The sequence below is a fragment of the Pseudomonas sp. NFPP12 genome (assembly GCF_900103205.1).
Lineage (GTDB): Bacteria > Pseudomonadota > Gammaproteobacteria > Pseudomonadales > Pseudomonadaceae > Aquipseudomonas > Aquipseudomonas protegens.
This window is the reverse complement of the sequence record NZ_FMWW01000002.1, coordinates 189,527-202,842: the sequence shown is the minus strand read 5'-3', so window position 1 is coordinate 202,842 and position 13,316 is coordinate 189,527. Positions and strand designations below refer to the sequence as shown.

At 57.5% G+C, this 13,316-nt stretch carries 10 protein-coding genes; all 10 read left to right on the top strand.

Translation table 11 applies throughout. The features are described from left to right. The first annotated feature begins 146 nt into the window (after positions 1-146). The 10 genes from gyrA to BLS75_RS08405 all read left to right on the top strand — a co-directional run bounded on the left by gyrA (position 147) and on the right by BLS75_RS08405 (position 13,242). The gene (gene gyrA / locus BLS75_RS08450; protein WP_011062585.1) at positions 147-2,816 is read left to right on the top strand and encodes a DNA gyrase subunit A; all 2,670 of its coding nucleotides are present in this window, start codon (positions 147-149) and stop codon (positions 2,814-2,816) included. A gap of 64 nt (positions 2,817-2,880) precedes the next feature. Further along, positions 2,881-3,966, top strand: a complete 1,086-nt coding sequence (serC, locus tag BLS75_RS08445; RefSeq protein ID WP_072450984.1) for a 3-phosphoserine/phosphohydroxythreonine transaminase — start codon at positions 2,881-2,883, stop codon at positions 3,964-3,966. Continuing rightward, a complete protein-coding gene (pheA, locus tag BLS75_RS08440) occupies positions 3,966-5,060 on the top strand; it encodes a prephenate dehydratase (RefSeq protein ID WP_072450645.1) in 1,095 nt (364 codons plus the stop codon). Before serC ends, pheA begins: the two co-directional genes overlap by 1 nt. Before the next feature lie 10 nt (positions 5,061-5,070). Continuing rightward, positions 5,071-6,183: a histidinol-phosphate transaminase gene (hisC, locus tag BLS75_RS08435; protein ID WP_072450644.1), complete on the top strand. Its 1,113-nt coding sequence runs from the start codon at positions 5,071-5,073 to the stop codon at positions 6,181-6,183. Positions 6,184-6,211: 28 nt separating this feature from the next. Then, complete coding sequence (locus BLS75_RS08430) at positions 6,212-8,419, top strand: bifunctional prephenate dehydrogenase/3-phosphoshikimate 1-carboxyvinyltransferase (protein ID WP_041752460.1); 2,208 nt, start codon at positions 6,212-6,214, stop codon at positions 8,417-8,419. Then, complete coding sequence (cmk, locus tag BLS75_RS08425) at positions 8,416-9,105, top strand: (d)CMP kinase (RefSeq protein ID WP_072442823.1); 690 nt, start codon at positions 8,416-8,418, stop codon at positions 9,103-9,105. The genes BLS75_RS08430 and cmk overlap by 4 nt, the downstream gene beginning before the upstream one ends. 121 nt (positions 9,106-9,226) lie before the next feature. Then, positions 9,227-10,921 (top strand): 30S ribosomal protein S1, encoded by a 1,695-nt coding sequence (gene rpsA, locus BLS75_RS08420; protein WP_007931318.1) that lies wholly within the window; start codon positions 9,227-9,229, stop codon positions 10,919-10,921. A 200-nt stretch (positions 10,922-11,121) separates the two neighbouring features. Continuing rightward, positions 11,122-11,403, top strand: a complete 282-nt coding sequence (locus BLS75_RS32570) for a hypothetical protein (protein WP_072450643.1) — start codon at positions 11,122-11,124, stop codon at positions 11,401-11,403. A gap of 140 nt (positions 11,404-11,543) precedes the next feature. After that, a complete protein-coding gene (gene ihfB, locus BLS75_RS08410) occupies positions 11,544-11,840 on the top strand; it encodes an integration host factor subunit beta (protein ID WP_053153140.1) in 297 nt (98 codons plus the stop codon). A gap of 439 nt (positions 11,841-12,279) precedes the next feature. Then, positions 12,280-13,242, top strand: a complete 963-nt coding sequence (locus BLS75_RS08405) for a UDP-glucose 4-epimerase family protein (protein ID WP_072450642.1) — start codon at positions 12,280-12,282, stop codon at positions 13,240-13,242. The last annotated feature ends 74 nt before the right edge of the window (positions 13,243-13,316 follow it).

Here is a 13,316-nt window from a genome sequence, read left to right as displayed (position 1 = left end):
ACGCGGCTGCCTTCACTGCGCAAATCCATGGCATAACTTGTTGATTTGTCGTAAGTCGGTGCATGGCACTAGGCCTGCAGCGGCGAGCTTCGTTCGTCCCATATGGATGTGACGAAGTTTCACCAGAAAAAGGAATCAGGCTTCTCATGGGCGAACTGGCCAAAGAAATCCTCCCGGTCAATATCGAAGACGAGCTGAAACAGTCCTACCTCGACTACGCGATGAGCGTAATCGTCGGGCGGGCACTGCCTGATGCGCGCGATGGCTTGAAGCCCGTGCACCGGCGTGTGCTGTACGCGATGAGCGAGCTCGGTAACGACTGGAACAAGCCGTACAAGAAATCTGCCCGTGTTGTCGGTGACGTGATCGGTAAGTATCACCCGCACGGTGATACCGCGGTGTACGACACCATCGTTCGTATGGCCCAGCCATTCTCCCTGCGCTACCTGCTGGTAGACGGCCAGGGTAACTTCGGTTCGGTCGACGGCGACAACGCGGCGGCCATGCGATACACCGAAGTTCGCATGACCAAGCTGGCGCACGAGCTGCTGGCCGACCTGCACAAGGAAACCGTGGACTGGGTGCCGAACTACGACGGCACCGAGATGATCCCGGCGGTCATGCCGACCAAGATCCCCAACCTGCTGGTCAACGGTTCCAGCGGTATCGCCGTGGGCATGGCGACCAACATTCCGCCGCACAACCTCGGTGAAGTCATCGATGGTTGCCTGGCGCTGATCGACAATCCCGAGCTGACTGTCGACGAGCTGATGCAGTACATCCCCGGCCCGGATTTCCCGACCGCGGCGATCATCAACGGTCGCGAAGGCATCATCGAGGCCTATCGCACCGGCCGTGGCCGCATCTATATGCGTGCCCGCTCGATCATCGAAGACATCGACAAGGTTGGCGGCCGCCAACAGATCGTCATCACCGAGCTGCCTTACCAACTGAACAAGGCGCGGTTGATCGAGAAGATCGCCGAGCTGGTGAAAGAGAAGAAACTCGAAGGCATCACTGAACTGCGCGATGAGTCCGACAAGGACGGTATGCGCGTCGTGATCGAGCTGCGTCGTGGCGAAGTGCCTGAGGTGATCCTCAATAACCTCTACGCCCAGACCCAGCTGCAAGCAGTGTTCGGCATCAACATCGTGGCGCTGATCGACGGCCGTCCGCGGATCCTCAATCTCAAGGATCTGCTGGAAGCCTTCGTTCGTCACCGTCGTGAAGTCGTTACCCGGCGTACCGTGTTCGAGCTGCGCAAGGCTCGTGAGCGTGGCCACATCCTTGAAGGCCAGGCCGTTGCCCTGTCCAACATCGATCCGGTGATCGCCCTGATCAAGGCCTCGCCGACGCCGTCGGAAGCCAAGGAAGCGCTGATCAGCACCCCTTGGGAGTCCAGCGCGGTCATGACCATGGTCGAGCGTGCCGGTGCGGATTCCTGCCGCCCGGAAAACCTTGATCCGCAATACGGTCTGCGCGACGGCAAGTACTTCCTGTCCCCGGAACAGGCACAAGCCATTCTGGAGTTGCGCCTGCACCGCCTGACTGGCCTGGAGCACGAAAAGCTGCTGGCCGAGTACCAGGAGATCCTCAACCAGATCGGCGAGCTGATCCGCATCCTCAATAGCGCCACGCGCCTGATGGAAGTGATCCGCGAAGAGCTGGAAGTGATCCGCGCCGAATACGGCGACGTGCGCCGCACCGAGATTCTCGATGCCCGCCTCGACCTGACCCTGGGTGACATGATCCCGGAAGAAGAGCGTGTGGTGACCATTTCCCACGGCGGCTACGCCAAGACCCAGCCGCTGGCTGCCTACCAGGCCCAGCGTCGTGGCGGTAAAGGCAAGTCGGCCACAGGCGTCAAGGATGAGGACTACATCGCTCACCTGCTGGTTGCCAACAGCCACACCACGCTGCTGCTGTTCTCCAGCAAGGGCAAGGTGTACTGGCTGAAGACTTATGAAATTCCTGAAGCATCCCGTGCCGCACGCGGTCGTCCGCTGGTCAACCTGCTACCGCTGGATGAGGGTGAATACATCACCACCATGCTGCCGGTAGAGGAGTACACCGAAGGTCACTACATCTTCATGGCGACCGCCAACGGCACCGTGAAGAAGACCCCGCTGGAGTCCTTCAGCCGTCAGCGCAGCGTGGGCCTGATCGCCCTGGAGCTGGACGAAGGCGACGTGCTGATCAGTGCCGCCATCACCGATGGCGAGCGTGAAGTCATGCTGTTCTCCGACGGAGGCAAGGTCACTCGCTTCAAGGAGTCCGACGTGCGCGCCATGGGCCGTACCGCTCGCGGTGTGCGCGGCATGCGCCTGGCGGAAGGTCAGAAGCTGATTTCCATGCTGATTCCGGAAGAAGGCAGCCAGATCCTCACCGCCTCCGAGCGTGGTTTCGGCAAGCGTACCGCCATTGGCGAGTTCCCCGAGTACAAGCGTGGCGGCCAGGGCGTTATCGCCATGGTCAGCAACGAGCGTAACGGTCGCCTGGTTGGCGCGGTGCAGGTGCTGGATGGTGAGGAGATCATGCTGATTTCCGATCAGGGCACCCTGGTGCGTACTCGTGTCGACGAAGTGTCGAGCCTGGGCCGTAACACTCAAGGAGTGACCCTGATCAAGCTGGCCAGCGATGAAACCCTGGTGGGCCTGGAGCGGGTGCAGGAGCCATCGGAAATCGAGGGCGAAGAGTTCGAAGGTGAAGAGGGTGCTGAATTCGAGGGAGCCGTGCTGGATGCGGTTGCCGATACCGATGAGGCAGCCGAAGGCCAACAGGCAGACGCCGCAGGCGAAGAAGAGTCGCAAGACTAAATAAATCGTAGCAGGGCAGAGTGTTTGCTCTGTCCGCTACCGTGAATGCATAGCGAGAGTGGATGTGAGCAAACGAGCCTATAACTTCTGCGCAGGTCCCGCTGCGCTACCTGAAGCTGTCCTGTTGCGTGCCCAGGCCGAATTGCTGGATTGGCATGGCAAGGGCCTGTCGGTCATGGAAATGAGCCATCGCAGCGATGAGTTCGTTTCCATTGCCACCAAGGCCGAGCAGGATCTGCGTGATCTGCTGAATATCCCCTCGAACTATAAAGTGCTGTTTCTGCAAGGCGGCGCCAGCCAGCAATTTGCCCAGATCCCACTGAACCTGCTGCCCGAGGGTGGCAAGGCCGACTATGTCGACACCGGTATCTGGTCGCAGAAAGCCATTGAAGAAGCCTCCCGCTACGGGCAGGTGAATGTGGCGGCCACTGCCAAGCCTTACGACTATTTCGCAATTCCCGGCCAGAATGAATGGCAGCTGTCGCAAGATGCGGCCTACGTGCACTACGCGCCGAACGAAACCATTGGCGGCCTGGAATTCAACTGGATCCCGGAAACCGGCGACGTTCCCCTGGTGGCCGACATGTCGTCCGACATCCTCTCGCGCCCTGTGGATATCTCCCGTTTCGGCATGATCTACGCTGGCGCGCAGAAGAATATCGGCCCCAGCGGCATCCTGGTGAACATCATTCGCGAAGACCTGCTGGGGCGTGCCCGTTCGCTGTGCCCGACCATGCTCGACTACAAGGTCGCGGCGGACAACGGCTCGATGTACAACACACCGCCGACCCTGGCCTGGTACTTGTCCGGCCTGGTGTTCGAATGGCTCAAGGAGCAGGGTGGGGTGGAAGCCATCGCCAAGCTCAATGAGGTCAAGCAGCGCACGCTGTATGAGTTCATCGACGCCAGCGGCCTGTACAGCAACCCGATCAACAAGACCGACCGCTCCTGGATGAACGTACCGTTCCGTCTGGCCGACGATCGCCTGGACAAACCGTTCCTGGTGGGCGCCGAGGCTCGCGGCCTGTTGAACCTCAAGGGCCACCGCTCGGTGGGTGGCATGCGCGCTTCCATCTACAACGCCGTGGACATCAACGCAGTCAATGCGCTGGTGGCCTACATGGCGGAGTTCGAGAAGGAACACGGCTGATGTCTGAGCAAGAACTCAAGGCCCTGCGCTTGCGTATTGACGCCCTGGACGAGAAGGTCCTGGAACTGATCAGTGAGCGCGCGCGCTGTGCCCAGGAAGTGGCGCGGGTCAAGATGGGCTCCCTCGCCGAAGGCGAAGTGCCGGTGTTCTATCGTCCCGAGCGTGAAGCCCAGGTGCTCAAGCGGGTGATGGAGCGCAACCAGGGGCCGCTGGGCAATGAAGAGATGGCGCGCTTGTTCCGCGAAATCATGTCTTCGTGCCTGGCCCTGGAGCAGCCATTGAAAGTGGCCTACCTCGGTCCTGAAGGTACCTTCACCCAAGCCGCGGCCATGAAGCACTTCGGTCATGCGGTGATCAGCAAGCCGATGGCGGCGATCGACGAGGTGTTCCGTGAAGTGGCGGCCGGCGCCGTGAACTTCGGCGTGGTGCCGGTGGAAAACTCCACCGAGGGTGCGGTGAACCACACTCTCGACAGCTTCCTCGAGCACGACATAGTGATCTGCGGTGAAGTCGAACTGCGCATTCACCATCATCTGCTGGTGGGCGAGAACACCAAGACCGACAGCATCAGTCGCATCTATTCCCATGCCCAGTCCCTGGCCCAGTGCCGCAAGTGGCTGGACGCCCATTACCCGAATGTCGAGCGCGTGGCGGTGTCCAGCAACGCCGAGGCGGCCAAGCGGGTCAAGGGCGAGTGGAATTCGGCGGCGATCGCCGGCGACATGGCGGCAGGCCTGTATGGCCTGACGCGCCTGGCAGAGAAAATCGAGGATCGTCCGGACAACTCCACGCGCTTTTTGATGATCGGTAATCAGGAAGTGCCGCCGACCGGCGACGACAAGACCTCGATCATCGTGTCCATGAGCAACAAGCCCGGTGCCTTGCACGAGCTGTTAGTGCCATTCCACGACAATGGCATCGACTTGACTCGAATCGAGACCCGACCTTCGCGCAGTGGCAAATGGACCTATGTGTTCTTCATCGACTTCGTCGGCCACCACCGTGATCCGTTGGTCAAGGGTGTGCTGGAAAAGATCAGTCAGGAAGCAGTAGCACTCAAGGTGCTGGGTTCCTACCCGAAAGCGGTTCTCTGAGGCTTTAACAATGAGTGGCGACTTCCTCGCACTGGCACAACCAGGCGTGCAACAACTTTCGCCTTACGTTCCGGGCAAGCCCGTGGACGAACTGGCCCGTGAGCTGGACATTGATCCGGCCACCATCGTCAAGCTGGCGAGCAATGAAAACCCGCTGGGCGCCAGCCCCAAGGCCCTGGCGGCGATTCGCGACGAGCTTGCCGAGCTGACCCGTTATCCGGATGGCAACGGTTTTGCCCTCAAGTCCCTGCTGGCCGAGCGCTGCGGTGTGGAAATCGACCAGGTGACCCTGGGCAACGGTTCCAACGACATTCTGGAGCTGGTGGCTCGTGCCTACCTGGCGCCTGGCTTGAATGCGGTGTTCAGCGAGCACGCATTTGCCGTCTACCCCATCGTTACCCAGGCTGTCGGAGCCCAGGCTCGCGTGGTTCCGGCCAAGAGCTGGGGGCATGACCTGCCAGCCATGCTCAAGGCGATCGATGATCGGACCCGCGTGGTGTTCATCGCCAACCCGAACAACCCGACCGGTACCTGGTTCGGTGCCGAGGAGCTGGACGAGTTTTTGCAGGATGTACCGGCCCACGTGCTGGTGGTGCTGGACGAGGCCTATATCGAGTACGCCGAAGGCAGCGACCTGCCGGATGGCCTGGACTTCCTGGCGGCCTACCCGAACCTGCTGGTTTCGCGAACCTTCTCCAAGGCCTATGGCCTGGCAGCCCTGCGGGTCGGTTATGGGCTGTCGACCCCGGTGGTGGCGGATGTGCTGAACCGCGTGCGCCAGCCTTTCAACGTCAACAGCCTGGCCTTGGCTGCGGCTTGCGCCGCACTTGAGGATGTGGACTACCTGGCTGAGAGTCGTCGTCTGAACGAGGCCGGCATGCAGCAGTTGGAGGCGGGGTTCCGTGATCTGGGCCTGAGCTGGATTCCTTCCAAGGGCAATTTCATTGCCGTGGACCTGGGGCGTGAGGCTGCGCCGATTTTCCAGGGGTTGTTGCGCGAGGGGGTGATCGTGCGGCCGGTGGCCAACTACGGCATGCCAAATCATTTACGTATCACCATCGGCCTGCCGGCGGAAAATACTCGTTTCCTTGAGGCTTTGGCCAAGGTTCTGGCCCGTGCTTGATGTCATTCCAATGCAATCTGCTGTGCCTATGATCGGTCGCCTGGTGGTGATCGGCCTGGGGTTGATTGGCGGTTCCTTTGCCAAGGGTTTGCGTGAAAGTGGCCTGTGTCGCGAGGTAGTCGGTGTCGATCTGGATCCGCAGTCACGCCAGTTGGCGGTCGAACTGGGGGTGGTGGATCGCTGTGAAGAGGATCTGGTCCTGGCTTGCCAGGGCGCCGATGTGATTCAACTGGCGGTGCCGATCCTGGCCATGGAAAAGCTGCTGGCTCTGCTTGCCGGCATGGATCTGGGCCAGGCGGTGCTGACCGATGTCGGCAGCGCCAAAGGCAATGTGGTGCGCGCTGCGCAAGAAGCTTTTGGCGGCATGCCTGCGCGTTTTGTCCCGGGGCATCCCATTGCGGGCTCCGAGCAGAGTGGTGTGGAAGCCTCCAACGCGCAGCTGTTTCGTCGGCACAAGGTGATCCTTACGCCTCTGGAGCAGACTGATGCCGCGGCGCTGGACCTGGTCGACAGGCTTTGGCGTGAGCTGGGGGCGGATGTCGAGCACATGCAGGTCGAGCGTCACGATGAAGTCCTGGCGGCGACCAGCCATTTGCCGCACCTGCTGGCGTTCGGTCTGGTCGATTCCCTGGCCAAGCGCAGTGAAAATCTCGATATCTTCCGTTACGCTGCGGGCGGGTTCCGCGATTTCACGAGAATCGCCGGCAGCGACCCGGTCATGTGGCACGACATCTTCCTTGCCAATCGCGAGGCGGTACTGCGCACACTCGATACATTTCGCAACGACCTCGACGCTCTGCGTGACGCGGTCGATGCAGGGGACGGGCATCAATTGTTGGGCGTATTCACTCGCGCCCGGGTTGCCCGCGAGCATTTCGGTAAAATCCTGGCCCGCCGGGCCTATGTGGACGCTATGAACTCCAACGATCTGATTTTTCTGGCAAATCCTGGTGGCCGCCTGTCTGGGCGGATTCGTGTACCGGGCGACAAGTCGATTTCTCACCGCTCGATCATGCTTGGCTCGCTGGCTGAGGGCACCACTGAAGTGGAAGGTTTCCTCGAGGGTGAAGACGCTCTGGCGACCTTGCAGGCTTTTCGCGACATGGGCGTGGTCATCGAAGGGCCGCATCATGGTCGTGTGACCATTCATGGTGTTGGCTTGCACGGCTTGAAGCCGGCTCCGGGGCCGATCTACCTGGGGAACTCCGGTACCTCGATGCGCCTGTTGTCGGGCTTGCTGGCTGCACAAAGCTTCGACAGCACGTTGACTGGCGATCCGTCCCTGTCCAAGCGTCCGATGAATCGTGTGGCGAACCCGCTGCGGGAAATGGGCGCGGTCATTGAGACTGCTGCCGAGGGTCGCCCGCCGATGGTGATTCGTGGCGGTCATAAGCTCAAGGGGCTGACCTACACCTTGCCGATGGCCAGTGCGCAGGTTAAGTCCTGCCTGTTGTTGGCGGGTTTATATGCCGAAGGGAAAACCACGGTCACCGAGCCGGCTCCGACCCGTGACCATACTGAGCGCATGCTGCGTGGCTTCGGCTACTCGGTGAGTGTCGACGGCGCCACGGCCTCAGTCGAATCCGGCGGCAAGCTCAAGGCAACCCATATTGAGGTGCCTGCGGACATTTCTTCCGCGGCGTTCTTCCTGGTGGCTGCATCCATTGCCGAAGGTTCCGAACTGGTGTTGGAGCACGTGGGCATCAACCCGACCCGTACAGGTGTGATCGATATCCTGCGGTTGATGGGCGCTGACATTCGTCTGGAAAACCAGCGCGAAGTGGGTGGCGAGCCGGTTGCCGATCTGCATGTGCGCGCCGCCAAGCTCAAGGGGATCGAGATTCCCGAAGAGTTGGTACCGCTGGCAATCGATGAGTTCCCTGTGTTGTTCGTCGCGGCCGCTTGCGCCGAAGGGCGCACGGTGCTGCGTGGCGCTGAAGAACTGCGGGTCAAGGAGTCTGACCGTATCCAGGTGATGGCTGATGGCCTGCTGACCCTGGGGGTCAAGTGCGAACCGACCCCGGACGGCATCATCATCGAGGGTGGCCAGATCGGCGGCGGGGAGGTTCATGGGCATGGTGACCACCGTATCGCCATGGCTTTCAGTGTTGCCTCGCTGCGCGCCAATGCGCCGATCCGCATTCATGACTGCGCCAACGTCGCGACCTCGTTCCCGAACTTCCTTGCGCTGTGCGCGCAAGTGGGGATCCGTGTCGCGCAAGAGGCCCAGTCGTGAATATCAAGGCGCCGGTGATCACCATCGATGGGCCGAGTGGTTCGGGTAAGGGCACCATTGCCGGGAAGCTAGCCAAGCATCTGGGCTGGTGTCTGCTGGACTCCGGAGCGCTGTACCGGCTGCTGGCGTTCGCTGCGCGCAATCATGGCGTCGATCTGACCAATGAAGAGTCGCTGAAATTGTTGGCGGCTCACCTGGATGTGCAGTTTCTCGGGGCTACCGAGAACCATCCGCAGCGGATCATTCTTGAGGGTGATGACGTGACGGATGACCTGCGCAACGAGCAGGTCGGGGCCTGGGCTTCTCAGGTTGCGGCGTTGCCTGCTGTGCGAGACGCCCTGCTGCAGCGTCAGCGTGCCTTTCAGGAGCCGCCGGGGTTGGTTGCCGATGGCCGCGACATGGGAACCGTGGTGTTTCCCGACGCTCCGTTGAAGATTTTCCTGACTGCCAGTGCCGAGGAGCGTGCTCGTCGCCGTTACTTGCAGTTGAAGGGAAAGGTCGATGGTGTTAGTCTGTCGAGTCTGCTAGATGAGATCCGTACGCGTGATGAGCGCGATACCCAGCGAGCGGTGGCCCCGCTCAAGCCGGCGGCTGACGCCATACAGCTGGATTCCACGGAGTTGTCCATCGATCAGGTGTTGCAACGCATCTTGAGTGAAATCGCCATTCGCGATATCACCGGGTGAACAAGAAGGGTTGCAGGGGACCAGTCATAGTCCTGCGATCGTTCTTTTATATGAACGTAACCCACATCGTCTGGGATGTGGCAGATGGGCGGATTCTTCGCCCTTATCAACAGGAATTAAAATGAGCGAAAGCTTTGCGGAACTCTTTGAAGAAAGCCTAAAAACCCTGAACCTTCAGGCAGGCTCCATCATCACCGGTGTTATCGTCGACATCGACTACCAAGCGCGTTGGGTAACCGTTCACGCTGGTCTGAAGTCTGAAGCGCTGATCCCGCTTGAGCAGTTCTACAACGATGCTGGCGAACTGTCCATCAATGTTGGTGATGAAGTTCACGTTGCTCTGGATTCGGTTGAAGACGGCTTTGGTGAAACCAAGCTCTCCCGTGAAAAAGCCAAGCGCGCTGAATGCTGGATCGTTCTGGAAGCAGCTTTCGCAGCCGAAGAAGTGGTCAAGGGCGTTATCAACGGTAAGGTTAAAGGCGGCTTCACTGTCGACGTTAACGGCATCCGTGCGTTCCTGCCAGGTTCTCTGGTTGACGTCCGTCCAGTGCGCGACACCACGCACCTGGAAGGCAAAGAGCTCGAGTTTAAAGTCATCAAACTCGACCAGAAGCGCAACAACGTTGTCGTTTCCCGCCGCAGCGTCCTCGAAGCCGAGAACTCCGCTGAGCGTGAAGCTCTGCTGGAATCCCTGCAGGAAGGTCAGCAAGTCAAAGGTATCGTCAAGAACCTCACCGATTACGGCGCATTCGTCGATCTGGGTGGCGTCGATGGCCTGCTGCACATCACCGACATGGCTTGGAAGCGTATCAAGCATCCTTCCGAAATCGTCAACGTTGGCGACGAGATCGATGTCAAGGTTCTGAAGTACGATCGCGAGCGCAATCGTGTTTCCCTGGGCCTGAAGCAACTGGGCGAAGATCCATGGGTTGCTATCAAGGCTCGTTACCCAGAAAGCACCCGCGTTACCGCTCGTGTAACCAACCTGACCGACTACGGTTGCTTCGCTGAGCTGGAAGAAGGCGTCGAAGGCCTGGTACACGTTTCGGAAATGGACTGGACCAACAAGAACATCCACCCTTCGAAAGTCGTACAAGTCGGCGACGAAGTGGAAGTTATGGTTCTGGACATCGACGAAGAGCGTCGTCGTATCTCCCTCGGCATCAAGCAGTGCAAGTCCAACCCATGGGAAGACTTCTCTGGCCAGTTCAACAAGGGCGATAAGATCTCCGGCACCATCAAGTCGATCACCGATTTCGGTATCTTCATTGGTCTGGACGGTGGCATCGACGGTCTGGTTCACCTGTCCGACATCTCCTGGAACGAAGTGGGCGAAGAAGCCGTACGCCGTTTCAAGAAGGGCGACGAGCTGGACACCGTTATCCTGTCGGTTGACCCTGAGCGCGAGCGCATCTCCCTGGGTATCAAGCAACTGGAAAGCGATCCGTTCTCCGAGTACGTTCAAGAGAACGACAAAGGCGCAATCGTTAAGGGTGTTGTAAAAGAAGTTGACGCCAAAGGCGCCATCATCACCCTGGCTAACGATATCGAAGCTACTCTGAAAGCCTCCGAAATCAGCCGTGACCGCATCGAAGATGCGCGTAACGTTCTGAAAGAAGGCGAAGAAGTTGAAGCCAAGATCATCAGCGTTGACCGTAAGAGCCGTGTAATCCAGCTCTCGATCAAGTCGAAAGACGTTGAAGACGAGAAAGAAGCTATCCAGAGCCTGCGCGACAAGCCAGCTGCTTCGGATATCGCTGCTGGTCCTACTACTCTGGGTGACCTGCTGCGTGCACAAATGGAAAAGCAGAACTAAGTTCTGTCAGACCATAAAAAAGGGCGACTTCGGTCGCCCTTTTTTGTGCCTGAAATTCGAGAGGGTCAGAGCAGGGGGCCGGGGAAACCAATCTGTGCAATGAGTTGTCTCTTTCTTAGGTGGGTTGGCTGCCGTGTCAGGGTCTAGGCTTACCCAATGGGTGCATTACTCAAGCAGCATAAGCTGCCTTAAGGAAGAGCATGAGCAGGTTGGGTGTCGTAGTTTTGGTGCTTCTTTTGACTGGGTGTACGACCAATGTAAAGACCCATGCGGTGCGCGGGGTCAGTGGCATAGAAATTGACTGTTCGGGGCTGGGGTCGGATTGGGACAAATGCTACAAGCGTGCTGCGCGTGAGTGTAAGGCCAATGGCTACAAGGTCATTACCAAGTCCAGTGATGCCAAGGATGAGGAGGGGGATTATCCCTTCGGTTGGAATCCGGCGGGTTATCTGACCCGAACGATACTGGTCATGTGTCGATAGGGCGGCTTTGCGTTTTTGTCACGGCATCTTCTGCAAGAAAGGAGTTTGTATTAGCGTCGCAGATGGGCTGTTCAAAACCCTCAGAGCATGCTAAAACCTTTGAAGCACTGACCTAGCTGCTTGAAAAAGAAGGGAAAAATATGACGAAGTCGGAGTTAATCGAACGAATTGTCACCCATCAAGGGCTGCTCTCATCCAAGGATGTCGAGTTGGCGATAAAGACGATGCTTGAACAGATGTCTCAATGCCTAGCCACTGGCGATCGAATTGAGATTCGTGGCTTTGGTAGCTTTTCGCTTCACTATCGTGCGCCTCGGGTAGGTCGTAACCCAAAAACAGGTCAGTCAGTTAGCTTGGATGGAAAATTCGTTCCCCACTTTAAGCCGGGTAAGGAGCTTCGTGATCGAGTTAACGAAGAGGAGGTGGATGGCCTGTGAGCCTAAGATAAAAACACTCTAGATGAAGTCGCTTTTAGTATGCTGTTCGCTCGCAGAGGAAGGCGGAATGCTTGTCGGTGATCGAACAGGTCATTGGCTTGAGTGGGATTGCTTTTAAGCTGTTTTTATAGTGTCGGTCCTAGGTTTCTCCTAGCGACTCCCTTGTTTCTACCATCTTAAAATCTCGCAGGGTTGATTGTTCTTCTTTCAGCCGAAGTGGGCTTTGGGTCATTTTGATATTGAATGATGCTTTGCGATGGCAGCTCTGCTGCTTGCGCGATTATCTTGAGCTGTGTCTGCGGTATTCTGCGTTGCATTGAGACCGGGATGTTTTTTTGATGGATAGTATGGCTCGGCAGGTTGTTGACGGCGCATAATGTCATTTTCGAGTGTTTCAGATACTACTCTGTGGCGCCAGTTTTAGAAGGTACGGTAGATAATGGCCAGGATCCTTTTGACGGGAGCATCCGGTTTTGTAGGCGGCGCTGTTCATGAGTGTTTATCTAAAAATTCACCCCATAAGTTAACTGTCGTGGTGCGAAAGCCCATTCCGGCTTTAGCGGCTACCACGTCTGTTACTCAGGTAGAACAGATTGATGGTCTGACGGACTGGAGTTCGATATTGCTTGATTGCAATGTCGTAGTACATGCCGCTGCCCGTGTCCATGTAATGCATGAGTCCTCACTCGATCCTCTCGAGGCCTTCCGGAAGGTCAATGTGGAAGGGACGCTAAATTTGGCTCGCCAGGCTGCCCAGCGTGGTGTAGGTCGATTCGTTTTTATCAGTTCCATCAAGGTTAATGGTGAGGGGACATCACTCAATGTTCCTTATACTGCTGATGATGAGCCTGCCCCTACAGATCCATATGGTATTTCCAAAATGGAAGCGGAAAAGGGCTTGGCTCTCATTGCCTCTCAAACGGGAATGGAAGTTGTAATTATTCGCCCAGTTCTTGTATACGGTCCTGGCGTTAAAGCTAACTTTCTTAATATGATGCGCTGGTTGTATAAGGGAGTTCCTTTACCTTTTGGGGCAATAGATAACCGCCGGAGTTTGGTGGCATTAGATAATTTGGTGGATCTGATAGTTACGTGCATTGATCATCCGCTAGCTGCCAATCAGGTGTTTTTAGTTAGTGATGGGGACGATCTTTCGACAACCGAACTGCTAAAAAGAATGGGTAATGCATTGGGTAAGCCTGCTCGTCTGCTGGCCATCCCCAGTGGGATCTTGAGTTTTAGTGCTGCATTGTTGGGTAAAAAATCCATTTCCCAACGGCTGTGTGGTTCTCTTCAGGTTGATATATCCAAGAATCTTGAGCTATTGGGGTGGGCTCCTCCTCTGAGTGTAAATAAAGCACTTGATGCTACAGCGAAATACTTTATTGATAGTTGTGCTTGAGTTTTAACTCATTTGAAGAGGCTTTCTGGTTTAAAGGGTATGACTCTAATGATTATCGATTTTTCATGCGCTTT